General features: G+C 33.2%; 24 protein-coding genes and 2 pseudogenes. 3 read left to right on the plus strand and 23 right to left on the minus strand.

Going from position 1 to position 26053, the window contains the following annotated elements:
• Nucleotides 1-689 precede the first annotated feature (689 nt).
• From AC3WVA_RS23440 to AC3WVA_RS23500, 13 genes and pseudogenes are all read right to left on the minus strand, one after another.
• Nucleotides 690-1289, minus strand: coding sequence for a nitroreductase family protein (locus tag AC3WVA_RS23440; protein ID WP_098881537.1), 600 nt, complete (start codon nt 1287-1289; stop codon nt 690-692).
• A 585-nt stretch (nt 1290-1874) separates the two neighbouring features.
• A complete protein-coding gene (locus AC3WVA_RS23445; RefSeq protein ID WP_071758701.1) occupies nt 1875-2351 on the minus strand; it encodes a heme-degrading domain-containing protein in 477 nt (158 codons plus the stop codon).
• A 226-nt stretch (nt 2352-2577) separates the two neighbouring features.
• Nucleotides 2578-3000, minus strand: coding sequence for an STAS/SEC14 domain-containing protein (locus AC3WVA_RS23450; protein WP_098881553.1), 423 nt, complete (start codon nt 2998-3000; stop codon nt 2578-2580).
• A 106-nt stretch (nt 3001-3106) separates the two neighbouring features.
• Nucleotides 3107-4426 carry an aromatic amino acid transport family protein gene (locus AC3WVA_RS23455; protein WP_048525115.1) on the minus strand — a complete coding sequence of 440 codons (1320 nt, stop codon included), beginning with the start codon at nt 4424-4426 and terminating at the stop codon, nt 3107-3109.
• A 975-nt stretch (nt 4427-5401) separates the two neighbouring features.
• Nucleotides 5402-5566 (minus strand): annotated as a pseudogene (locus AC3WVA_RS23460) (DUF3888 domain-containing protein); the annotation flags it as partial.
• A 15-nt stretch (nt 5567-5581) separates the two neighbouring features.
• On the minus strand, nt 5582-5917 hold the full coding sequence (locus AC3WVA_RS23465) for an IDEAL domain-containing protein (protein ID WP_097906926.1): 336 nt from the start codon (nt 5915-5917) through the stop codon (nt 5582-5584).
• A 114-nt stretch (nt 5918-6031) separates the two neighbouring features.
• On the minus strand, nt 6032-6445 hold the full coding sequence (gene saiR, locus AC3WVA_RS23470) for an Rrf2-family transcriptional regulator SaiR (RefSeq protein ID WP_001083471.1): 414 nt from the start codon (nt 6443-6445) through the stop codon (nt 6032-6034).
• A gap of 192 nt (nt 6446-6637) precedes the next feature.
• Entirely contained in the window at nt 6638-6772 is a 135-nt protein-coding gene (locus AC3WVA_RS23475; RefSeq protein WP_098347514.1) for a BA3454 family stress response protein, read from the minus strand.
• Between the two features lie 30 nt (nt 6773-6802).
• The gene (gene spxA, locus AC3WVA_RS23480; RefSeq protein WP_098347513.1) at nt 6803-7198 is read right to left on the minus strand and encodes a transcriptional regulator SpxA; all 396 of its coding nucleotides are present in this window, start codon (nt 7196-7198) and stop codon (nt 6803-6805) included.
• 359 nt (nt 7199-7557) lie between these two features.
• Nucleotides 7558-7644, minus strand: a pseudogene (locus AC3WVA_RS23485) (esterase); the annotation flags it as partial.
• Nucleotides 7645-7699: 55 nt separating this feature from the next.
• Nucleotides 7700-8524 (minus strand): MBL fold metallo-hydrolase, encoded by an 825-nt coding sequence (locus tag AC3WVA_RS23490; protein ID WP_098347512.1) that lies wholly within the window; start codon nt 8522-8524, stop codon nt 7700-7702.
• A gap of 25 nt (nt 8525-8549) precedes the next feature.
• Nucleotides 8550-9110 (minus strand): DUF7010 family protein, encoded by a 561-nt coding sequence (locus AC3WVA_RS23495; RefSeq protein ID WP_098347511.1) that lies wholly within the window; start codon nt 9108-9110, stop codon nt 8550-8552.
• A gap of 27 nt (nt 9111-9137) precedes the next feature.
• The gene (locus AC3WVA_RS23500; protein WP_098519936.1) at nt 9138-9977 is read right to left on the minus strand and encodes a phosphotransferase family protein; all 840 of its coding nucleotides are present in this window, start codon (nt 9975-9977) and stop codon (nt 9138-9140) included.
• Nucleotides 9978-10152: 175 nt separating this feature from the next.
• Between AC3WVA_RS23500 and AC3WVA_RS23505 the strand changes: the two genes are divergently transcribed.
• Nucleotides 10153-10362 (plus strand): hypothetical protein, encoded by a 210-nt coding sequence (locus tag AC3WVA_RS23505; RefSeq protein WP_000801653.1) that lies wholly within the window; start codon nt 10153-10155, stop codon nt 10360-10362.
• 32 nt (nt 10363-10394) lie between these two features.
• Here the strand turns inward: AC3WVA_RS23505 and AC3WVA_RS23510 are convergent, their stop codons facing one another.
• The 4 genes from AC3WVA_RS23510 to AC3WVA_RS23525 all read right to left on the minus strand — a co-directional run bounded on the left by AC3WVA_RS23510 (nt 10395) and on the right by AC3WVA_RS23525 (nt 14296).
• Nucleotides 10395-11294 (minus strand): PhzF family phenazine biosynthesis isomerase, encoded by a 900-nt coding sequence (locus AC3WVA_RS23510; RefSeq protein ID WP_098347509.1) that lies wholly within the window; start codon nt 11292-11294, stop codon nt 10395-10397.
• 11 nt (nt 11295-11305) lie between these two features.
• A complete protein-coding gene (locus tag AC3WVA_RS23515) occupies nt 11306-11869 on the minus strand; it encodes a GNAT family N-acetyltransferase (protein ID WP_098347508.1) in 564 nt (187 codons plus the stop codon).
• Between the two features lie 141 nt (nt 11870-12010).
• Complete coding sequence (locus AC3WVA_RS23520) at nt 12011-13510, minus strand: class I adenylate-forming enzyme family protein (RefSeq protein ID WP_141539406.1); 1500 nt, start codon at nt 13508-13510, stop codon at nt 12011-12013.
• A gap of 252 nt (nt 13511-13762) precedes the next feature.
• On the minus strand, nt 13763-14296 hold the full coding sequence (locus AC3WVA_RS23525; protein ID WP_141539405.1) for an NAD(P)H-dependent oxidoreductase: 534 nt from the start codon (nt 14294-14296) through the stop codon (nt 13763-13765).
• A 124-nt stretch (nt 14297-14420) separates the two neighbouring features.
• On the opposite strand from AC3WVA_RS23525, the gene AC3WVA_RS23530 reads away from it, so the two are divergent.
• Both AC3WVA_RS23530 and AC3WVA_RS23535 read left to right on the plus strand, forming a co-directional pair.
• Nucleotides 14421-14744, plus strand: coding sequence for a winged helix-turn-helix transcriptional regulator (locus AC3WVA_RS23530; RefSeq protein WP_001072966.1), 324 nt, complete (start codon nt 14421-14423; stop codon nt 14742-14744).
• 1129 nt (nt 14745-15873) lie between these two features.
• Nucleotides 15874-17325: an FAD-dependent oxidoreductase gene (locus AC3WVA_RS23535; RefSeq protein WP_098347506.1), complete on the plus strand. Its 1452-nt coding sequence runs from the start codon at nt 15874-15876 to the stop codon at nt 17323-17325.
• A 230-nt stretch (nt 17326-17555) separates the two neighbouring features.
• Here AC3WVA_RS23535 and AC3WVA_RS23540 read toward each other — a convergent pair whose 3' ends face one another.
• From AC3WVA_RS23540 to AC3WVA_RS23565, 6 genes are all read right to left on the minus strand, one after another.
• Entirely contained in the window at nt 17556-17936 is a 381-nt protein-coding gene (locus AC3WVA_RS23540) for a hypothetical protein (protein WP_087984109.1), read from the minus strand.
• A 381-nt stretch (nt 17937-18317) separates the two neighbouring features.
• Nucleotides 18318-18593, minus strand: coding sequence for an ArsR/SmtB family transcription factor (locus AC3WVA_RS23545; RefSeq protein ID WP_048525571.1), 276 nt, complete (start codon nt 18591-18593; stop codon nt 18318-18320).
• Nucleotides 18594-18834: 241 nt separating this feature from the next.
• Nucleotides 18835-22182 carry a trifunctional glycoside hydrolase family 18/polysaccharide deacetylase/glycosyltransferase family 2 protein gene (locus AC3WVA_RS23550; protein WP_098347505.1) on the minus strand — a complete coding sequence of 1116 codons (3348 nt, stop codon included), beginning with the start codon at nt 22180-22182 and terminating at the stop codon, nt 18835-18837.
• A 176-nt stretch (nt 22183-22358) separates the two neighbouring features.
• On the minus strand, nt 22359-23594 hold the full coding sequence (locus AC3WVA_RS23555; protein WP_492322201.1) for an anti-sigma factor domain-containing protein: 1236 nt from the start codon (nt 23592-23594) through the stop codon (nt 22359-22361).
• Entirely contained in the window at nt 23584-24306 is a 723-nt protein-coding gene (sigI, locus tag AC3WVA_RS23560) for an RNA polymerase sigma factor SigI (RefSeq protein WP_098347503.1), read from the minus strand. The genes AC3WVA_RS23555 and sigI overlap by 11 nt, the downstream gene beginning before the upstream one ends.
• 698 nt (nt 24307-25004) lie before the next feature.
• Nucleotides 25005-25658, minus strand: coding sequence for a CPBP family intramembrane glutamic endopeptidase (locus AC3WVA_RS23565; protein WP_098347502.1), 654 nt, complete (start codon nt 25656-25658; stop codon nt 25005-25007).
• Between the last annotated feature and the right edge of the window lie 395 nt (nt 25659-26053).

Genomic DNA, 26053 nt, shown 5'->3' on the forward strand with positions numbered 1-26053 from the left:
ATTCAAAGCATTTTCACCTCAACTTACTTATCAAACTTAACGAAATATTATATATTTAATTACTTTTAGTAATTAAATAACCTAACGTCTAGTATATTAACCCTATAAATTATTATCGTCAAGAAAAATGGTTTAAAATGAAGAGTCTTTGTTTCGTAATTCTATTTAGCCTTTATCTATTTATTAAAAATTTTATCGCCCGCAAAAAATTGAACGTAAATCCTCATATTATTAATTATCCTAATTACCAATTAATACGAAATAATGATAAATAAAATGCCATGCCTAACAAAAAGAACTTGCAGAGAAATTCTGCAAACTTTTTTCTATATATTAAAATAAGGAGCTTACAATTCATCCTAATAACCTTAAAGATAAGCTACTTTATTAATAATGCTAATGTTCGTGTGTAATCCATCATGATCGTGGTCAGTGCGTTACTCATTGGTATAGTTACATTAATTCATGATTATCGATTACATAATTCTTATCAATTGTTTACATATCCTATAATTTCATTTACGCTTTTAATTCTTCTCTTTCAGACAGTAATCAAAAAAACACGAAGACTTAAAGTCCTTCGTGTTTTTTTGAAATATACATATTGTTACACTTGTCATTGAATTCATAACTAGAATCTTTTTGTCCATGAAAAAGTCAATTTCCTTACAGATGATGTCCATTAAATATTATTTATGAAATTTCACACGCTCTTCAAGTGGTTGGAATTCTTTTTTCCCTGGTGCAGCTGTTGGATTACCAAATGGCATTTGTGCAATAAGTTTCCAATTAGCAGGAACATTCCATTCTTGTTTTACTTCATCATCAATTAATGGATTATAATGTTGTAAAGATGCTCCTAATCCTTCTGCTTCTAACGCTGTCCACACGACTAATTGGTGCATACCTGATGCTTGGTGTGACCAAATCGGGAAGTTTTCAGCATATGCAGCAAATTTTTCTTGAAGTGATTTAACTATAGCTTCATCTTCAAAGTATAGTACGGTTCCATAACCAGCTTTAAAGGAATCCATTTTTTGTTGCGTTCCTGAAAAATCTCCATCTCCAACTACTTTTCTTAATGTTTCAGTTGTAATATCCCATAATTTATTATGAGCTTCACCAAATAATACAACTAATCGCGCAGTTTGAGAATTAAAAGCTGACGGAGTATATTTCACAGCAAACTCCACAATTTCTTTAATTTTTTCATCTGATACTTGTACCTCTTTATTAATCCCATAATAAGTACGTCTTTCTTTCAGTGCAGTATAGAAATCTTTTGTCATAATTTATTTCCTCCTGAGTTCTAATCTCCTTCAAAATGATACACCTCGAAGAAAATATGGTTTTAAATGATTTCATTTTTAATGATTGAACTTATTAACACCAGTTGCCAATCATTCTAACTCTAAACACTCTACTTCTTGTCCAAGACGCTTCAATTTACCTAAAAAGTCTTATAATAGAAACGGCATCTGGTAGTATTTTAACCATTCTCTATTCATGTATCCTAGATGTTTCATATTTACACTAATATGAAATGCAGCAATTTTAATCATCAAATTTTATCTTAAAGCGACCTGTCTTTAATGGGAATTAGTAACATTAAATTAATCTATTGTAATTATCAAGAAATATAGGAATCATTAACAACTTATTACTTGATTTATTACATTTAAGCTACTCTTCTTTGTCATTTAACAAAAGTGACAGATGCATAAAAAAGAGATACTAATACAGCTATATCACAAACTGAAAGAAGGCGATGTAATCAAAAAACAGTGTATAATCAAGTATCTTCTTCGCTATTTACAAAAAAGAATAACAAAAAGGCAAAACCGAACATATTCTTGTTCGGTCTTGCCTTTTTGTTATTGCTTCAAATGATTTTTGATTGCCCTTATAACTAATTCATGATCTTCTTCTGGTGGTAATCCTGAAACAGTTATCATTCCAATAACCCCTACGTCTTTTATTTGAACAGGAACACATCCACCAAACGCCGCATAATCCGACCTATCTAAAAGATACTTTTCATTATATGGAACGCCCGTTATTTCACTTTGTATTTGCATATAATACGAGCTATGATTATGCAAAGAAACAACTCTTTTTTTACGCTCAATCCATTGCGTATTTTCCGCAGTTGTCCCTGTCATCTTGAAATGAAATAGTTGCACACCATTTTTCGCTATATCAACAGCAATCAATTTCCCTTCCTTTTTTGCTGTTTCAACGATAAATAATCCTATTTGCAGTGCATCTTCATTTGTAAAAGAGGAAAATTGAAGTGTTTCCTCCTCTATTAAAATTTGTTTACTAATTTCATTCAAATTCGAAGTACTCATATGTTTATCCCCCTTACTCACTTTATGCCGCATTGATATTTTTAAAATCAATATATCTAATACCGTAAAGCGTATTCATTTCTTCCTGGTGCTATTATGAATTATATTTAACGCACTAAAAATGTATGTCCTCTAATGCTAAACATTTCGTATAGAAGTTTTCTTCCGAATACTACTCGCAAACATAAAAAAACCAGTTGCTTAAGCAGCTGGTTCACTAACAGTTTCATATTGGATATTCATTCAACCAAAGGAATGCTTGTTCATAATCATCGAAGAATTTTACAGATTCTTTTGTATTAGACTGTTGTAAATAATTCAGTATCTCCCCTTCTTCAAGAAGAAAAGCAATTGCCTTACTGTGTTTCAAAATCGTTTCATTGAAAAACTTCTCTTTCCATATTTTTTGAACAGAAAAATGATCTGGCGTGTATCCTTTTCTATCGACCAGCAATTTGTATTTCCGTCCCTCGGAAATGAATTGCTGACAAACTTGCTCAAGACCATTAAACCATTCATACACATCATCTGTTTTAATTTTGCCGATTAGACGGGTAACAATTATATCTCCCGAAACCGTTGTACTAATATTCAGTTTACTCAATCTGAAATCATCTCCCTTAGTTACAATTATGCGGAAATATCCCATAAAATCAATAAGATTAAATTGTAACGCATTAAAAAGGACAGACTCTCCAAACGGAGAAGCCTGTCCCAAAATCGTTCTATTTTGTATTAGAACTAACAATCGTGAATTAGAATAATGATTTAATACTTGCTAAAACAGTAAGCACACCTACAATAATAACAAATACGTTACTCATTTTCCCTTTGTATTTAGCTAGTACTGGTACTTTTTGAATTGCATACATCGGTAATAGACATAAGATAGCAGCAACTAATGGACCACTTAGAGAATCAATAAGTCCAAGAATGCTTGGATTTGTATAAGCAACAAACCAGCATGATAATACAACAAAAGTAAGAACGATTGTCTTAATTGTTTTTTCTTCAATTACTTTTCCACGTGATTTACCGAACTTAATAATCATGTCACGCATTACTTCAAATGCTCCGATATAATGGCCAAGGAAAGATTTTGTAATAGCCACAAAAGCAATGATTGGAGCTGCAATCGTAATTACAGGTGAATTAAGCTCATTCGCAAGATAAGAAAGGATTGATAAGTTTTGCTCTTTTGCCATTTTTAAATCATCTGGAGTTAAGCTCAGTGCACTACTCCAAACGAAGAACATAACTACAACAAATGTCATAATGTAACAAACTTTTTGTATTTGTGCACATTTAGCATCAGTAGCTTCTATTCCATACGTAGCTCTCTGTTTCACAACAAATGATGAAATCATAGGTGAATGATTAAATGAGAATACGATGATTGGTAGAATCATTAATATCGTTCCAAAATATCCTGTTCCTGTTGAAGCAGTAGAAACAGCTGAGAAGCTAAGCATTGACGTATTCCACTGTGGAATTAAAGATATTGCGATAAACAGTAGAGAAGCTATGAAAGGATACACTAGCATACTCATGACTTTTACAGTAATATCTTGACCAAAATTCAATATAGCGATAAGACCAAGAACTAATACAAGTGATAAAATAGCCCTTGGAGGCTCTGGCATGTGCAATTGATGTACGATAAAACTACTTGCAGTATTTGTAAGTGCAACCGAATACATTAGTACGATTGTATAAATTGAACCGAAATATACGATGTTAAAAATGATACTCGCTTTATCTCCGAAATACTCTCTAATTGTACCTGTGATCCCCTCATCAGCAGAATTAGAAGCGTATATCATTTTAGCAAGTGCCCTATGTGAGTAATACATAACTGGATATGCAAGCAATGTAATTAGTAGTAATGATAATAATCCACCTGAACCTGCATTAATCGGTAAAAAGAGCACCCCTGCTCCAATTGCAGTTCCAAATAGGCTCAATGCCCATGTAGTATCCTGCTTATGCCACTTTTTCGGATCTGCATATTGCTCATTTTTTCGTGCGTTATTTTCAGCTTGAACTTCTATTTTCTTTGCAGTATTCCCGTTCATATAATAACTCCCCCTTTTATCTATTCCTGTATCTCTCTTTATGGCTAGCGAATATTTTTTTCGGAAAATGAATTCCTTACAAGTTGCCCCACATTGCAAGTCCTTCATCAAAATGAATCCAAATTAAAACATTCACTAGATAGCGTCCTAATATAATTGTTAGCGTTAACAAAAAAGTTTACTCGTACTATCCGCTCCTTATATAAAGACCGCTTAAGAGAACAATATAGAATAGATTTCATAAATACGTTGCAACATTTCTAATAACAATGTATTACTTTAATGGTTTCTCTGAATTACTTGTAATAGTAATTTCAGCTAAACCGGCCTCTCTTCATTTATGAGGCATTTCTTTCTCAATTCTATACATCACTTTCATAGCTTCGGCAGCATTTATGGTATTGATTACACAAGCCACTGAAGCACTTTACATACACTTCTCCTCTAACCACACACCCTTCTTACTAATAATCGCATTTTTTATATTTTCTCCAGAGATAATAAAATTTCTCTCGACGCACTCATTATAACGTGTATATTTATAAAATTAATATTTTTATATTTTCAGAAATATTAAATGGATATAATTTTACATGGATAATATTTTACAGTTAGTACGCAACCCTTGTTCCTATCGCTTAAAACGGAATTAATGAGCATAAAATACAGTAAAATATTGTGTATTTAAACTACTCATTTTAAAAATTTATATATATTTCTTTATCGAAAATTTTATTTTAATTTTAAAAAGATATTCTAATAAATAATTAATGTGGTTTAAAAGAATTGTCTTTTTAAATGCACAAACCAATTTTTAGGATATAAATTATAGATATTGCATTCATATACATTTTAACTTGATGGTAACGAGGGAACCGCTAACATTTTTCTAAACGAAAACATAAAATAAGCTGCCCGTATACAGACAGCTTATTTACATCATTATTAGGCGTTAGCAAACAAATCACTTCAATGTCATCTTAATTGTAGTTTTTTCAACTCTTCTTCAAGAATATTTCTATGTTTGTAATGAATGGATTTTATTTCATTTCCTTTTATACGAAAAGTAATTGTATCCTCTCCATAAGGCGGGTTGTGTGCCCCTTCAAAAGTTTGAATTTGCACAGTTACATAGAAAATATAATAATATAATCTTTAAAACCCCTCATTAACTAGCTCTTTTATCGAGTTTAATTTTGCAGAGAGCTCAATAAACCATTCTTCATCCCCTGTTAATAATGCAAGGTCTATAAGATAAAGGATTTGTTCCTTATTTATTACCTTTGATTCAGGAAGTTTGTTAACGTGTTTACTAAAGAGTAAAATCGCTTCGTTTTTTGTGTACTTATCGTCACGTTTCACAATGCTAACTGTAACTACATCTTCTACTTCATCAAGTGATACAATGTAACCAACTATGAATTCACCCTCATTTGATATTCCACGAACCCAATCTCCCACTTTTAAAACATGATTATTATTTGACACCATACCTTTTCACCTTCTTATACATATTTTTTGAAACGATAAAAACTAACTCGAACTGTAATTCTTTTAATTACAGTTATTTTTTAAGAACTCACGGCTACATAATAATTAAGCCGTTTAACGTTCTTGATTAATAAGGTCAACAACTTCTTTCATTGTATAATTCTTTAAATATTCACCTAGATGTTCTTCTGCACCTAAGAAAATAGCAAAAAGAACTTTCCGCATATTCGAACCTACAATACACTGATCATTTGATTCTGGACACTTCGGCTGCAACGCACCTTCAGAAGTTATTTGATACATATTCCAAAGGTTAATTTCACTTAAATCACGGGCAAAAATAAAGCCTCCGCCAGTTCCCTCTTTTGATTGTATAAACTTATGTTTTTTTAACAAACTTAGCACTTTGCGAATACGCACGGGATGAACACCTGCACTCTCGGAAATAGCATTACTTGTTGACATTCGATCTGGCTGTAAAGCTAAATAAGTTAAACTGTGTATGGCCAAGGTAAAGTCGCTGTTCATTGTTGTCCTCCTACGATAAAAAATATGATTTCTCGCTTAGTAACTTACTGTAGCCATAAATATTACAGATAGGTTAGTCAAACGTAAAAATATAAGAAGCATGCTTAGCATGAAAAATTAAACCCCTTTATATTCTATCAGAACTCCCCTATATCTCCTAACTTCATGTAGCTTTTTAAGTCGCAAATCAATTTAAACAGTCCACTGTTTCTTAACTTGTTCTTCTGCCAATTGTTTAATTTGTGTCCAAATCGTATCTTTACTCACAATAACATTTGTGTGATAATTTCTATCTTTATAATTAACTGTAACACGTACTTCAACCACTTCTGTTTCCTCCTTTCAAAATATTACTTATTAATTAGCCATTTTTTGCAATTCAACATTCAAAAATGTTCGAACGCTACGCGGTAAAAATTTGCGAATTTCGTCCTCATTAAAACCAACCTGTAATCTTTTTTCATCCAGCATAATTGGACGACGTAACATTTGAGGATACTCAATTATTAATTTATAAAACTCATTAAGCGAAAGCGCCTCAATATTTATATTTAATTCCTGAAAAGTTTTAGATCTAGTTGAAATAATTTCAGTAGCACCATCTTCAGTTAAACGAAGAATGGATTTAAGTTCATCGACTGTAAGCGAATTTGATACGATATTTTTTTCGGTATAATCAATTTGATGTTCTTCAAGCCATGCTTTTGCTTTTCGGCATGAACTACAGCTTGCTGTCGTATATAAAATCACCATATTTTACACACACTCCTTTACATTTTAAAATTATTATATAGATTATTAAAATGTATTAAAAAAAATTACAGTTTAAAGTGAAATACACGTTATATTATTTATTCGAGAATATTTAATTTATCTGTTTTTTACAAACAATAACAATTCACTTCTAAAAACTATACTGTAATTTTAAACTTTACAGTTCAATTAATCAACTGTTAAGTCTTGGATGCATTCCATTAGCGCAGCAAATTATATTCCACTTTATTCATTTCTTCCCTATATGTTTAGCATAATAAAAGCTACTGCAATGAACACAGCAACATTGTAGGAGGAAATACACGAGTAAAAAAAGCAAAGCGCACACACTTTGCTTCTTACAAAATCCCTTTTAACTTTTTACCAATTAACTCCGCTACATACTCATAACCTTGTCGACCAAAATGTAAGCCGTCTTTTTCATCAGCTGTAATACTATCACCGAAACATACTAAAGTTTTCATATAGCTAATTCTCCTTTTACGTATGAAATAACTTTCCTTCTACTGCCTTAATATATCTTTCAGCAGAACGTTCCACTGCCTCATTAGCGTTCTCTTTCACTACTCCGTGAAATGCATTATATAAACGATTAAATTGTAACGGCTTCACTCGATTCGCCATTTCCTCCACTTTTCTTGCCGGTAATGGAATTAAGTTCGGATAGCTGTACATGAAACTCACCCACTGCTGATCCGCTACAACTTGAATAATATCACCTGTTAATAAAATACCGTTCCCATCATTTCCTTCTTCCCAATGTAATACAGAACCGCCGCTAAAATGTCCTCCGAGACGATGAATAGTAATTCCGTCCGCTAATTGTAAAGACTCACCAGACCAGTAAATAATACGGCTACTCGGGCGTACTCCCCACTCTTTATCGTCTTCATGTATATAAATTGGTACATCAAACGTTTCTGCCCATTCTACTTGCGTTGAATAATAATGAGGATGAGATAGTGCAATCGCATCTAACCCGCCCCACTCCTTTATCTTCTCAATTGTCGTTTCATCTAAATAAGTAATACAATCCCATAATAATCGATAAGAATCTGTCTTTACGACAAATGCCGTTTGACCGATTGCAAATTTTGGTTTTGTCGTAATGCTATAAAGTCCATGCTCTTCTTCTATCATTTCATTTTTATATGTATCACTCGTTCGCAAGTTTTCTAAAGTCGTCCAAGACTGCCCTTTCGGATTTACATATTGTCTCTCCTCATCGCAAATAACACAACTTACCGGTTCTTCCACACTCGCTGCATACTGTACGCCACACGTTGTACAAACGAAATTTTCCATCATAATTCCCCCTACCCCTATATTTTTATGAAGCTGATTTTTGTTGATACTGATCTAATTTTTTATTTTCAATTAATAGACCAATTAGAGTGAGTAAGTAGACAACTGTAACTGACAATGGAATTATAGCAAATCCATTCTCTGCAAAAAGAATCCCGCAAACTGACGTTACGAATACAGTCCCTACTGCCAATAAACCATAACTTTTACTTTCATAAATCCATACGTACGGTACGAAATGAACTCCTATTAACATTGCTACTACAAAAGGTAGCCACTCTGGAAATTGAAAATAGGCAAGTAATACAAACGGAATATTTAATACATTTATCCCGCCAATTAATCCAGCTAAAGTTCCTAGCGGATTTCCTTTCGCAAACATATCAATTTTCAATATAGCAGCTATTATTAAGCCGAAAGGAAACACACAGCCCATACCAATTAAATACACCCACACAACTTGCTTTTCAGAAAGAAGAATACCGGTTACACTCGCTACAACCCAAAATAAAAAACCAGCTATTATAACTGGAAATCCTCTTTTCGTTCTTTGTGCTAAATCTCTTTTTGCTTCTGCTATGTTCATTTCATTATCTCCCCCCAACTATTTGTACTATAAAGCTGGATTGATTTCGTCCATCCAATAACGCCAAGCTAGTAAATAATCTTCTAAATCTTTCGGGTGGTGTCTCAAACATGTATCTATACGCAAATATAATCCTATGACTATTTCGTCGTACAAATCCCGCTCTTTTTTCTGAAATACACATTGTTCCATCGCATAATCAATCGTTTCTTTCGTTATATCCTCCGGAGTTGAACAGAACGCGTAAATTAAGTCATATAAAGGATCTCCAAGGACTGGTAACGGATCAATTACCCCATGTAACCTATTTTGCCGAAATATAAAATTATGAAATCCGCAATCACCATGTAATAAAAATGGCTGATTTACTCCGGCATCCCTATTTGCTAGTTTAAGAACAATTCTATACTCTTCCTCATTTATGTAACGTTTTACATTTTCATAAGCTTCCATCACATTTCCTTTTAAAAATTCATTCCAAGATTGAACCGGACTTTCTTTCCACCCCCAGCCATCTGCCTCTGGGACAATTTTATACTTATTAATAACTTCTTTTATAAGTGTACGAAGCGTACTTCTTTTATATCCTTGTTCGCACGAAGTATTACCTTCAAGGAAAGAATATACGAAATATGTATGGAAAGGTTCCTTATACAAAAGCTTTGAAAATAAAGTATTCCCCCCATAAAACGAGAGAAAATTAGCTTCTTCACGTATTACGTCCGGTTCATTCAGCTTTACTACATATTTTTCATCCAACAAATACACAGTACTTGTCGTTCCTCCGTTCAACACTTTTATGCTATTTGGATCATTTGAAATAACTTTCTCCCTAACGAGTTGTGTAGCAATTATTGAAATGTCCATTCCCTCACCTTTTAATTCCGAAGATTCCCTTAATTTAAAAGACAACTTTACTATTATTTGACAAACAAATAGGAAACCCCTTCCAAAATCTTAATATAACAAAAATTCATTTACTTTTATATTTCAAAAATAGGGAGATAATAACAATAACGCTACATACCTATAGGAGGTCACTATGAAACCTGAATTTTTAAAAGCGGTACATGATGCTATTGGAAATGTTGAGCACATTCATATAGAAGAAAGCGGTGCTGATAGCTTACTTATCCATCATGATGATGCACAGCAGTTACAGCAAGTCGCTAAAACGTTAGAAAACAACAATTTCCGCTCTGCTTTAAGAACAACTGGAGACGCTTCGTATATTGAAGTGTTGAACAGATAATGAAAGTCCGGATGTATTCCGGGCTTTCTTTTTTATATCGAAACTTCAAACTCTTTCACATACACCGCTGTTCCAGCAATATCTATTTTTAACTTCTCATTTTCTACATCTTTCGTTACATATACCGTTACACGACCATCTTTATTCATTTCCTGTCCTTGTTCAACGATTAATTCCATTTCATGATCAAAATCTTTCTTCAAATACGTCGCATAGTACGCTCCCATTACACCTGAAGCTGTTCCTGTCACTGGATCTTCTATTGTTCCAGAATAAGGTGATGAAAAATGACGACCGTGCATTTTTGCTTCTGCATTATATGTTTCTATGCAAAGCGGATGAATAGAGGCATTCGGTATTTCTTTTAACACACATGGAAATTCATTATTATTAGGTTTCATTTTCTCACATGCTTCTAGATTTTTAACAGGTACAATTACAGTCCAAATACCAGTACTTCCATATACAATTGGTAATTTTCCATCTAAATCATTTACTTCAAGACCAATACTATGTGCTAATGCCTCTTGAGAACCTGTAAAACCTTGAAACTGGGGTGTTGCTTGTCTCATTTTAATAACTGTTTCTCCACTTTCATTCGCACCTATATGTATCGGTAAAATCCCTGCCTTCGTTTCAATTGTTAAATTATGATTCCCTTCTAATAATCCCCTTTCATGAAGTGCATATATAGTCCCTATTGTCGCATGACCACATAAATCCATTTCATGACCGGGAGTAAAATAGCGAATCTTTATATCTGCTACTTCTGAACAAAGAACGAAAGACGTTTCGTTAAACCCAACTTTTTCAGCAATACGCTGCATCTCCCCTTCTGTTAATCCATCCGCTTCTAATACAACACCTGCTGGATTTCCCATATTCGGTTTATTCGTGAATGCGTCATAATGAAATACGTTTATGTTCTTCATTTTTTAGCCCCCTATTTGTTCGTTTCATTATTTTTATAATAAATAAGAAAATCCATCCACTTACCATTCTCTAAAGAAAACGCCTCTCTCTTGCATTCAAAAGAAAAACCTGCTCGTTCCGCGAGACGAACGGATGGCTCATTATCAACACGTATATGTAATTCAATTCTATGAAAATGAAGACGACTAAAAAATAACGATAATGCGGCTTTCACACTTTCCATGCCATATCCATTTTTCCAGTATTGATTATGTATGGAATACCCCATCATCGCCCATTGATAGTCCATGCGTAAAATTTTTATAAGCTCTAGCTTTCCAATATTAGCTCCATCTTCTTTACGAAAAATACCTAATACATACATCTCATCTCGATGTGCTGCTTCATCAAACCCTCTTATCCATTCCGTGAACCATTCTTTCGTTGATGACGCCATAACTTGATAACCGTCGTCATATTTATACTGCGATGGTAACCTCTTATGAAAGCCATCGAACCAACTTTCATAATCATCATTTTGGAACGGACGGATCATAAGTCTTTCTGTCTCTATTTGCAATAGCGGCAGCTTCATTTATATCTCTTCCTCTAATTAATGATTGAATATTCTTTATTATCTTACACAAAATACAAAATCTAGTAAATTATTATGTTCTAAACAAAAAATCCAGTTATGCTTTATACATAACTGGATTCCTCATCATCTAATCGCTTTTTATTTTACAAGTACAACTTCTCTTAATTCCCTCTTCAACACTTTCCCTAAAGCGTTTTTCGGTAATTCTTCCATAAATACAACTTCTGGTATTTTATAACTTGCTAATTTTTCTTTACAATGTTGTATAATTTCTTCTTCTGTTAGGGACGTTTGCATATCTTTTACAATATACGCTGTCGGAACCTCACCCCAAAAGTCATCCGGAACCCCAACTACCGCAACTTCTAAAACACCATGTATTTCATGAATGACATCTTCTACTTGATCTGGATATACGTTGTCACCACCGCGTATGATAACGTCTTTATATCTTCCCATAATATGCAGGAATCCGTCATCATCTATCATGCCAGCATCGCCCATGTTAAACCAACTATCTTTTACTACCTTCTTCGTCGCCTTTTCATTATTCCAATACCCTTTAAACATGTATGGACTTTTCACATGAATCTCGCCAACTTCATTTGTTGTTAGTTCATCACCTGTTTCTGGATGAACAATTTTCAGTTCTACATGTTTCAAAGTTTTTCCTACAGAAGACATCTTTTCTTTTCCCATCATTGGATGCCATGAAGTGACAACCCAACCTTCTGTACTCCCATAGCCTTGCACCATATATATTCCTTTTTCCATATATTTTTGAATAAGTGTTTCTGGCACTTTTGTACCACCGCTTTGCGCTACTTTAAAGGTTGAAATGTTACGCTCTTTTTTATTTAGCTCATCAAGCATGTAGCTATAAACAGCTGGGAACGCAAGCATCGTCGTAATTTTCTCTTCTTCAATCTTATCCCAAATGAGAGTAGGATTCGAATCAGCTAAGAAAATCATCGTAACGCCATGATAAATGCAATTTAAAATAGAAAGCACGCCACTCATATGGAACAATGGATGCACGGATAAAAAGCGTTCACCTGCTGGAATTTCTCTTTGTCCTGCAATTTCAGCAAAATAATGATGTAAGTTTTTATGTCCAATGACACATGCCTTCGCCTGTCCAGTCGTTCCTGAAGTAAATAAGTAAATCGCATCATCATCTTCATGAACTTCTACGTTCGGCTCTGTACTTGGCTGTTCTTGTAATGTTAATTCAAATGAACCAAAGCCTTCTTTTGTCGTTTTCATTACATAAGGAATTTCTTTAACAGCATCAATCTTTAAAGCTTCATGGAACTCTTCATCAATAACTAACACTTTTAATTTTGCTTCTTTTACAATCGTTTCTAATTCATACGCAGTAAGCTGATGATTTAGTGGAATACATACAGCACCAATTTTTAAACTTGCCATCATAACGCTTGGAAATGGATGATTATTTTTGCATAGTATTCCAATACGATCTCCTCTTTGTACACCGCTTTGTAACAAATAGTGTGCAAGCTGATTTACTCGTTCATTGTACTGCTGAAACGAATACCTTTTCTCTCCCCCTACAAGCGCTTCCAAATTTGGTGATTGCATTGCTCTTTTTTGTAATAATTTTTGCATCGTTCTCAAGTAAAACTCCCCTTTATATATGTTAGGTTTTTATTTTACCAGATTAACTATTAATTTACTAAAGATTACACTTAGTGAATATAAATTTTATAAAGTGAAACTTTAATCACCCCTCACCAATCGGACGTTTACGGACAGCCCGACTCCCACCTAACTTCTTTGCTCCAACTGAATTTTGAGATTGGAGTTTTACTGTCCGTTAACGCGGGATCAAAATAGCCATCTACTTAATAAGTAAATGGCTATTCCCTCTTATATATTCGAATACTCCTTATTCATCACATATCGTACATACTCCGGTGCGCTTTTATCAATCTCTTCATCACTTAATTTGTATTCAGCACCGTATAAATAAAACGAAGGTATAAATTTCATATCTGTATATAAGCACGTAGCTTGAAATGGTTTTGTTAACTCATCCATCGTGATTCCACTATTTTCATAGTCTTTTTCTAATCCACCTATAGAAATAGCTACCCCAAACTCTTTCCCCTTCACTTTATCTCCTTTTGATCCGTAAGCAAATCCATATGTTAATACATCGTCAAACCATTTTTTTAATAATGGTGGTGAGCTGTACCAGTATAGCGGAAATTGAAATATATATCGGTCGTGTTCTACTAATAGCTTTTGTTCCTCTTCCACATTAAACTCCCAATTCGGTGCCACTTTATATAATTCATGCACCGTAATTTCATCCGAATATTTCTCAAGTTCTTCAATCCATCTTTTATTAATTTTTGATTTTTCAATATCAGGATGTGCTACAATTACAAGTGTTTTCATCATCTTCCATCCCCTTTATAAATTATTCAAACCTTTACGTATTAGTATGAATGAGTCACATATAATTGAAAAGTACGTACTTTAAAGTGCTATAGGAACCTTAAAGTACCTGTGGAGGTGTTATATGAATCAAAATGATGACTGCCCAATTGCAACGACACTTGATGTAATCGGCGGAAAATGGAAAGTTCATATTTTATGTGTGTTAATGGATGGAAAAATGCGAACAAGTGAAATCCGACGAGAAATCCCAAACATTACGCAAAAAGTTCTGACTCAACAACTTCGGCAACTTGAAGCTGATGGGATTATCCATCGTACTGTATATCAAGAAGTACCACCAAAGGTTGAATACACAATAAGTGAATATGGGAAATCTTTAATGCAAATTATGGATGAACTATGTGAATGGGGAAAAGATCATCAAATGAAAAGATTACATGACTAAAAGAACATTACCGTCTTTATTAAATCTGATACATTCATATTAGTAGTTTAATATCTCTATTGAAATGTTATAGTAGAGGGACTCCAACAACTTGTAATTTAGAACCTCAAATCTTTCAGAAGTAAAAAACAATAACATTCATCTATAAATACTCTTTATAACAAAAGTATCCTATACTTTTTATTCATTGAACCGCATCCTAGTTGTTAGACATATAGTCAACAATTTAAGATGTGGTTTTATTAGCCGAATAACAGCTCTCATCAACTTTAATAATCATGACTGTAGACAAAATACTTTGCAAAGAGTTCCTGTACAAGGTGATTTTTCACATAGACTTACCAAATAGCATTTTTATAAAAAACTTCTCACATTTAAATTGGACAAGCATATTTTATTGTATGGGGACTCCCTACTCATAGAAAACTACCTTTCTATTCTAAGAGCACGCATATTTGTGTGCTCTTAAATTATTTACAATAAAATAAAGAGTTTATTAATTTGCTTAATTCACTATCGGAAAAGTACCCATAATAATATCTTTATATTTATCTATTGTTTTTTAATTTTTATAAAACTATATTATTTTGGAGTTGGTTAATACGTTACAAAAAACTGACCGTGTAATCATTATGGTCCCTCCATTTTCACAAGTGGTTGTTACATTTTACTCATCATCAGGAGAACTTCTTTCATCACAAGTCTTATCTAATACCTCTCCACATCCTGTATCAATGTATGCACTTAATGAAATGGAAAGCGAATTATTTGAAGTCGAGTTACAACCACTACTACTTCATTAAAACTACGAATAGCGGAAAGACCTTTATAACTCCCACATGGCACTACAGCAGTAGCATTTTCACCCAAAAATAGCACAAGTAGAAGAATCTGTAGCCGTTAATGCAAATGCCATTACATATCAATGCTACCCAATGGCTACTGCTGCAGACACGCTATATAGCTTTAACTACACACTTACTATGTAGACTTCTCCTAGAAACTTCATTTTAGTTTCCAAGGAAACTAAAATGAAGTATAATTATATATGTACAATAGATAGCATTTATAAATCTATTTACATTTTTTACATTAGCTCTTAAACAATTAAATAAATGGAGGGCATAATATGGACAATTATTATGATGTAGCGATAGTTGGTGGTGGTCCAGTTGGACTTATGGCAGCATGTGAATTAGCTATCCAAGGCGTAAAAGTTGTTGTTTTAGAGAGAAGATTAGACCGGGTACGAAATTCTAGAGCACTCACACTACACCCCCGCTCCTTAGAATTGATGGCTATGAGAGGTATTGCAGATCGATTTTTAGCTAGAGGCAAGAAATTAAATACAAGTCATTTTGCTGCCTTAGATACAAGATTAAACTTTAAAAATTTAAATACTGATTTTCCGTATACACTTTTTATTCCCCAATCTATTACAGAAGAAATATTAGAAGAACGTGCATTAGAATTAGGTGTAGTCATTAAACGCGGGCATACTCTAAAAGACTTAAAACAATATGAAACATTCATACAACTAGAAATAGAACAAAGAGAAACAATATATAAAATAGAAGTTCCATATGTAATAGGAGCTGATGGAGCAAGAAGTAAAGTTCGTGAATTATCAAATATACCGTTTAATGGAACAAACACAACAACTACTGCTATATTAGGTGATATTATTTTAGAAAATATACCAGATACTCCATTTTTATCTACTTCTAATATAAATGGGATATTAATGATGGTACCTATTACACCTGATGTATTTCGTTTTGCAATTGTTGATCCTAAGAATCAGACAATACCCGTTCATGTTGCTGTTACAGAAAAAGAGTTTATAGATAGTATTTATAGTATTACAGGTGAACATCTTCAAATTAAAAGCACAATATGGCTTTCTCGTTTTGGCAATGCAACCAAACTAGCAAATACTTATCAACATAAGCGTGTATTCTTAGCAGGGGATGCAGCACATATTCACTTCCCTGCTGGAGGACAAGGTTTGAATGTAGGTCTACAAGATGCTTTTAATATAGGCTGGAAATTAGGGCTCGCAATAAAACAAAAAAAATATGAAAGCCTATTAGAAAGTTATCATATTGAAAGACATGCTGTAGGAAAACAATTTTTCAAGGAAGTACAAGCGCAAGAACAATTAATGATAAACTTTTCAAACGCAGGAATGGAATTAAGGGATTTATTTTCGCACCTACTTACATACCCCGAGATAAATCACGATTTATCTGAAAGAGTAAGTGGCTTAGGGATAATGTATTCGTCGATGCACGATACAGAAAGGCATCCATTGATAGGAAAAAGATGTACAAATCTCACTATTTCTTCTCTAAATAAGAAAAGTTATAAACTCTTTGAATTAATGCAGGATGGTAAATTTATCTTATTAATACACCCTTCTTATATAGATAAGATAAATAAAATAAATATTGATTCACACATAAAGGTGATAATAGGAGAAATACAAGATTCCAAATTTAAAAATATAGATACCGTTTTGATTCGACCGGATGGTCACATAGCCGACATTGAGTATAACAAGGTAGATAACTGCGAATAGTCCATAAAAATGATTATCAATTGTATTAGTGATACAAGATAAATTCAATTTTATAAAACGAAAAGAATCCTATTTATTTAGGACTCTCTTCGTTTTACCCATCTCACTATTTATAAAAACATATCTACAAGGGAAGAAACACTACATTTACAGTTAACTATAAAATCCCGTTCCAAAGGACTACCCAAAACTCCCCACCTACATACTCCCATGCTCAAAAATATTTGTCTCTATTTCATATAAAGTATGATAAGCATCCATAAAGATAAAGCACAAAGGATAGCAAGCACTATACGAGTAGATAGTACCCTTACTTCAAAATCGGTTTTCTTGGATGGTTCAGGGTATGCAATTACATAAATCCCTTTTAATAGTGCAAGCCATGCAATAAGTGTAATGAGTCCCTGCCAATTAAGTGTCCAAACATTATGTAGGATTACAGTACCTAACCCGAGGAAAATTGATAGAAAGCCATACATAATTCCAAATCCTCTGTCTTCCACCACTAATTTTTTCAGTTCACGTAGTATAGATGGTCGCACAAAAAGTATCCCTGAGATGATAACCGTTATCCATCCCCAAAAAAAACCTAAAAAAAGGCTTACCTCCATTGTTACTTCACTCCTTTCAATTACATTTATATTTCAGTTTTTTTCCATTTAGTATTAGATCTATAGATAAAAAACTAAAAATGTAACTTTGGAGCAAAGTCGTACTCTTTATAAAATATTTCATGTGTACATAAATAATCCTTCACCTTACTAATTTTTAATAAAATAATATTAAATTTAACAAGGTGAAGATTATACAATATTATTAAACAAATAAAATAATCTAGAAGTATAACAAATTAATAACCAGTCTACTACATACAACTTATGTTAATAAGAAAATCACATACACTTATACATATTACTTTTGTATAGAATCTTAAAAATTGTAGTCACAGAATTACTTTAGCATCCTCTTCTTAATGTCTAAACAATCAGCATTTAAACTAAACATGCTAATATTGATTTTGTACGCTTATCAGTTACCTCATAATAAATTTCTAACCCTTTCCGAGTACCTGTAACGACTTTGGTAGCTTTTAGTTTAGATAAATGTTGACTAATTGTACTTTGAGGCATTTGTAACATTTCATACATTGTTGTTACATTAGTAGGGCCTTTTGTCAGCATTATTTTTACTAAGGAAAAACGGACTGGATGCGCCAATACCTTTAGTATTTCAGAGATTTCTTCAAACATTTCTTTTTTTTCTTTCATATTTTTTCTCCCCTTTTATATAAATATTATTGATATCCATATATATAATTCGAAAGGATATAAGATTTTGTGTCCGTCATTTTAAAAAAATATAAAAAAACTTTTCCCGAAACTCAAGGAGTTTCTTAACATAATGTCTCACTATCAGTAATGATTAGGAATTTCGTTATGGAAGCGAAGGCTTTATACTACATATTACTTACTAAAACCAATGAAAAAAGAGAGCAGATAACCTGCTCTCTTAAGATGCCTCCTTATGTTCCGTGGAATGCTCAACACTCCCCACTCTCTTTAATTTATTCCATCCTACCGCTACACCTCGAATAGATGAGAATATAGATTTAATGACAACATAAGTCATAAATTGGCGATAAATAAAGCGTTGTAAAATTAACCACACTAACGGTTTAGGGTCCTCTTTCTCTAATTTAAATGCAAAGAGAGATGCGAGAAGGTCCAATAAAAAGAATGCAAGATAAAATCCTAAAACTTTTAGCGGATTGCTACCAAATAGCCCCATAATCATTAATATATCTGCAAAAGGAGCAATGAATTGCAGAACATATTGGAATAACCACATGTTAGGCAATGCAATAAATCCTAATGTTTTATGTTTTGTATGAAACACTGCTTTTCGATGTTTCCAAAGACATTGCAGTGTACCATATGACCAACGATATCGCTGTTTAATGAGACTTTTCACATCTTCAGGTGATTCCGTAAAAGCATAGGCCTTTTCTTCATATACAATTCTATATCCTTGACGTAAAAATGTAATAGTAAGATCCGTATCTTCTGCTAAAGTATCCTCACTTAAATATCCAGATTCAACTACATTCTTTTTACGCCATGCCCCAATAGCTCCTGGAACTACTGTAATACAATTTAACTCATCAAAAGCTCTACGTTCTAAATTAAACCCTGTAATATACTCAACATGTTGCCAAGTAGTTAACAAGTTTCGTCTATTCCCCACTTTGACATTACCTGAAACTGCCGCTACATTCTGATCTTCGAGGTGTCTAATCATGAGAGAAATAGCGTCTTGCGCAATAATAGTATCCGCATCTAAAGTGACAATGATCTCTCCTCGCGATTGTTGAAACCCTAGGTTCATTGCCGATGATTTCCCACCGTTTTCTTTCTGAATGAAACGAACTTTAGGGTGTTTATAAAATGTTTCTTGCATTACTTTTGACGTATCATCTGTCGATCCGTCATCCACAACAATAACTTCAAACTCACTATAATTACTATCCAAAATTGAGCGAATCGTCTTGGCTATCACCTTTTCTTCATTATATGCTGCTATGACAACACTAACAAAAGGTTGATAGGACGTATTAATATAGCGAGATAGCGTTTTTCTTTTCTGCCTCCATGCAAAATAAATTAAGAATAAGAAGCGAAAAATACCTAATCCAATAGCAATATAAAAAATAGTTGTTAATATATGTTTAAAGTATCCCGCTCCTGAAAAGACAGCTTTATTGTAAAGTAAATATTGCTCACCCTCAGAAGAAACAGGAGGCATAATTTCATCTCGTTCTTTATTCATTAAATCTGAAATTGTTACAAAACTATATCCGTTTTTTTTAAGTTCTTTAATAATAATGGGAAGCGCTTCTACCGTATGGGTACGATTCCCTCCCGCATCATGGAGAAGAATAACATGTCCCTCTCCCTTATAAATGGGAGTAAGAGTACGCTTTACTAATTCATTTGTTGATGGTGTTGCCCAGTCTTCAGGATCAACTTCTTCCCCCACCATTGTATAGTTCATATTTTGTGCACGCAAAATAGGCAATATTTCATTTGATGAATCCGGGTTAGCATCGGCTTCATATGGTGGTCTAAATAAAACAGTAGAATGTCCAGTTATTTCTTGAATTAAACGTTGCGTCGTATTAAGCTCTAATTTTGTTCGTAGTAAAGACGTATCAGCGACGTTGGGATGCTTGAAAGTATGATTGCCAATTTCATGCCCTTCATCGTATATTCTTTTCACAATATTAGGATGTAGTTGCGCGTTTTCACCAAGTACAAAAAAAGCAGCATTTATTTTATTCTCTTTTAATATATCTAAAATTTCCGGTGTATATTTCGGATCTGGCCCATCATCAAATGTTAATACTACTTGTTTCCCATTTGGTTTCCCATGTCGTTGCACTTTGTATGCAGATGGTAAGGATTCATATACTTCATCTGTAAGATACCCATCTTTTCCTACTTTGAAATCTCTCAACCCATTTTTTCTTTCATTCTCAATCTGCAAAATTTCACCTTGTCCAGCATAATTCACTTCATCTAAACTAGTAATTTTATGTAATGCATTAGGATTTTTTTGTGCCTCAATTGGATTTTTTAAAACTTTCCATATTGTAGGGTCTTCTGCTCCTAACCTCCATAACGCAAACCCCTTTGCATTGTTTTCCATTGCGATTTTCACTTGATTGTAGAGAGTAACACTATCTAAGAACCAAGCAGTATGTTCTTTCTCTCCTGTTTTATATCTAAAATATGGATTTCCACTCATGTTATCCCATTGAATTTTCATATTGGAATCATGAGCCATTGTCATAACTTCTGAAAAAGTTAAAGACTTCGCAGATTTTTTACTATTTACTTCCCAATCATATCCATAGTTACCGAAAGCAACTATAAGTTTATTAGACGGAATATTCAGTTCCTTCAATGTATGTTGGAACCATTTATTTGAAGCAATTGGTCCTGGTTCCCCGGCTCCATAGTGCTCATCGTACATCATTACAATCATTCGATCAATTATCTTTGCTAATGCACCATAATCAAAAGCCTTATCATTAGCTGGAACATCTTGTGTGACGAGCAAATCATGTTTATGAAAGGCCGTAGTAAGTTCTTTCATAAAATTTGTTAAGTTTTCTCTATCACTTTCAGGTACGGCCTCAAAGTCAATATTAATACCTGAAAACTGACTCTTTTTCACTTGGTTTACTAAATTATTAATAAACTTCGTTTTCGTATCATTCGGAGAATTCAGTAACTTATGAATAAGCTCACTATCAGGGCCAGAAGCTTTTTCTGTATAGTTAGTAAGTAACGGCATAATTTTCACATGATTTTTTTGGGCTAGTTTTACAATCTCTGGTTTTATCTCACTTCTAATCGTTAAATCTTCTTTTAAATGATACCATTCTGGTACTAACGTGGTTAATGAACCGATATTTTCTTTTAAAGATGCTGTACTATTTTCATCCCAATTTACATAAAAACCATACACCTCTTTATGTTGTTTACTATCGTTTGTCGAATTCACCAAATTTTTATTATCCTTCATTTCAGTATTTGGCTTGAATTCTTCCTTCTTTAACTGCTCCTCACTAAGTTTTTGATTAATTGGTACAAGTTTCGTATCTTGTTTTACAGTAGGATTCATATTTGGAATTTCTGGTGTTGAAAAAATACTTTGAAAGAAAAAATAAAATACAATACTTACGCTAACTATTGAGATACATAGAAACGAGATAAAAGCTATGTTTCTCCTTCCTTTCGGATCATAAAAAACAGGTTTAGATTTATCTTTCTCTTGTTGAATGTTTTTCTCCATTATATTTTTCACATACTCCTTCTTAATAGAACTATAGAATAGTAAAGTGCAACTTTAAGCAGCCCAACTCCCACCTAACTTCTTTGCCTTAGCCAAATTTTGAGATGGGAGTTTTACTGCCCGCAATAGCGAGATAAACCCTTTTCGCTTTAAAATGAATCTCTCACTTCCATATTCTATTGATTCTTCTTTTCATTGCCTTGTTGATGGCCCCTATTCTCCTGTTGAGATCCTCTTCCATTGTTTCCTTGCTCGCTCCCATTATTTTCTTTCTGTGACCCTCTTCCGTTGTTTCCTTGCTCATTCCCATTATTTCCTTGTTGAGGTCCTCTTCCATTGTTTCCTTGCTCATTCCCATTATTTCCTTGTTGAGGTCCTCTTCCGTTGTTTCCTTGCTGATTTCCGTTATTCCCTTGTTGAGGCCCTCTTCCGTTGTTTCCTTGCTCATTCCCATTATTCCCTTGTTGAGGTCCTCTTCCGTTGTTCCCTTGCTGATTTCCATTATTTCCTTGTTGGGATCCTCTATTTTCTTGCTGAGATCCTCTTCCGTTATTTCCTTGCTGTTGTCCATCATTTTCTTTTATTTGCCTAGATGGCTGTTCCTCTGTTTCCTTTTGTTCTTTATGTTCTGGCTTCTCATATTTTTTTTCTTTTACAGGAGACAAATCTGGTGATACATCAGGAGATGACTCCGGCTGCGATTGCACCTCTTCTTCGTTTTCCACCTGATTAGACGGCGTAGCAGGAGGCGTAAGCGATTTATTCTTCTCATTCTCTTGCTTTATATAAACACCAGTGCCAATTCCAGCTTTTCTAGCATTCTCTCGTACTTGCATCGTGCTACTTTGATATTCAACTGTAATATGTTTTAGCTCATACTCTTTCTTTAATTCTTTCATTGCCTTTTCCAACTTCGATTCTAACGACTTATCCTTTGCAACAGCTGTTAGCATAACTTGCTTATCATTCGTTAAATACTTATCCTCTTGACTCTGCTTTATAATTGTACGTATCACTTCTTGCAATTGTTTGTTTTCCCATTGCTTCAATTCTTTTAAAATACGCCTTCCATCATCATTACAAGCTTGTAAATCTATAACGCGAAGATCCTTCGTTACGCTCACCTCTAAACTTGGATTAATGTCAACTGAGACGTAAGCAAATACTTTTTCTTCCGGTTGGTTGTAGAAAAATAAAAGCGCACATAGAAAACAAGCAATAAGTAATGATGCCGGCTTTAAGAAATAAGGGATTGAAAAACGCGATGCTCTTTGTTCTTGTTCTTCAAACGAGATTTCCTCTCCAATCACGCAAGAATTCCCTTTTCTTTTACACGTAATAAACTCTCCATTTGGCGTTAAAACAACTACGCTATGTTTTTTTATATCCATTACAATTCCTTTATTCATCATGCTTCCCTCCCTTTATATAATCAAGAATGTATGTATAGTTATTTGCGAAGATAATACACATTGCAATGATATATTTTCTATGTCTCTCCAACGTTTTACGACTTACCCTAACACGCGGTTCAATATGTTTAAGCGGTAACTTTTTCTTTCGGAACAGCTCTTCCATCATTTCCTCTTCTTTTATAATAATCTTCACAATTTCTAGTAAGTGCTCACGCGTATCACGATGCTTAGGGGATTCTTTAGCAAGCTCTGAAAATGTGATTTTAAACTCAGCTAACACACTTTGAAAATGAAGAATTTCCTCCTTACGGTTACTATTTTCCATCTCTTTCATATACTCCGTAAGCGATACTTGCATTTCTAACATTTCCTCTTGCTCATCTTCTTTTAAAAAGACAAAGTTATGCTTAGACTCCTTGCGTATATAGTCAATTACATCTCTTTTTATAAGAAGATCAGCAAACGCTAGAAAAGATTTCCCTTTTTTATATGAATACTTTTCTATTGCTTCATTAAACGCAAACAATCCAATACTATATTCATCATCCTGTTCTGTAATATATCTGCGGCAGACAGACGAGATTGATTTTCTAATAAACGGCTGATACTGTACGATAAAAGCTTCTTTATCTTCTTCATTATTTTGTATGTTATATACGATATCTTCTATTTTTGGTTTTCTTAAGATCTTCATTACTAAACTCAACACTTGTAATCTCCCAGCCTCCTTCACATAGCAAAATGGTCACTAAACAAGTGACCATTCAACCACATTTTGTTAGTACTTTTCTTTTGGTTTGTCTTCTTGCTGTTACTTATATTTTTCGAGACTAACTTTATTCACCGTTTTCCTAATGATTTCTCTTTTCTCTCGGCACTATAGTTAAGCCTATATTTTAATGTATGTTCTTATTTTCTTCCGCTTGTTTTGCTTACTCTTTTTCTATTTTATCTGCAATCCTTAAATAACTCTTCTTTATATCATTGGTAATTTTATCTTTTTATTTGGGGTGCCCACTTAATCTAGTAATTTTATTAACACTTCAATATTCTTTCATAATCATTTTTCTTCTATTAATTTTCTTCACTATACATATTCGGAGGAATACAAAGTTTTATGGGGGTCAAAAATATTTTTTATAAAAATATTTATTTCAAATATAAAAACCATTGCTTTGAAAAAGGCTAATCAATGGTTTTTTATATAATATCTATACAAAAATTGAAGTTGTATGAGTTTGGATTGATAACGATGTGTTGGGTCCCTATAAAAAAAACCACAGTTTACACCCAAACTGTGGTTTTTCGACGTACAAGGAATTACATAAATCCTTAGTTGGCTGTCTAATGATTTATCAATACCTGTTTTTAGTTTTTTAACTCTGTAACAGATGCAAGGCTAGTTTCTTACAGTATGAAACCAAGGCAATTGTTTAACATATGTATCGCCATGACATATGCAAGGGATCTTTTAGAAATCAGATACGCAATAGTAAGTATCACCGCGCCTGGTAAATAGATAGCATAATCCGAAAGCTGGTTCGTATGAAGAAATGTAAAGATTAGAATCGAAATGATAGATGCAATAGCAGTACCAATATAATGCGAAAAGCGATTTATTAAAATATAACGAAACATAATTTCTTCAAGTATTGGACCCAGAATACCAAATACAAGCAATGTAAAGATAAGAGGTACCTCCGTCCCCCTTTCAAGGAGCTGTTCTTGGTTCTCTGGCTGACCAGTTGCTAGAAAGTGCATAATAGAATTCTCAATAATCACCATAAGTAAAACTACCATAGGAATACTTACTATTTTCAAAATTGTTTTCTCTTTAAAATAAGTAAAACTTTGAATGATTTCTTTCCTAAAGAAAATTATTCCTACAATAGCAGGTACAGTAAAACCGATGGCACTAAGAAGAAATTCTGATTCAACTAAATTGACATTAGCTAAGAGTGATATGCCAAATAATATGTACAAGCTAATTTGAAATGGCACAAACAGTGTAAAGATTACTAGCATATTAAGTTCTTTTTTATTCATTTTTATAAAGTTCATTTTGTTATCCTCCTAATAAATTACCTACAATCTTTGATTTTTCTTTCTGCATAAAGTTCTCCTTCTAAATATATTCATACAACAGACCGAACGGTCCGGTTCGGAATCTAATGATACTATAAGTTTCTAGTTTTTTAAACCCTTTTTACAAATGATTAACAAAATAGAAAAAAGCCAATATATTTATAACTCGGTTTCTTATTTACAATCCAATTCTAGTACTCATTAATTATTTCTTTTATAGAATGAAGTGATTAGGCTTTTACCCACAAGAACTGTGAAAGATATTATTATATAAGAAGTGAAAGTGGGAGTAGTTCTAACACTTTAGCTAAACATATTGATAAAGATTATATATAATACTCATATATCTATGCACTAAAATTAACTATATA

The sequence above is a fragment of the Bacillus sp. EB106-04-02-XG92 genome (assembly GCF_058791995.1).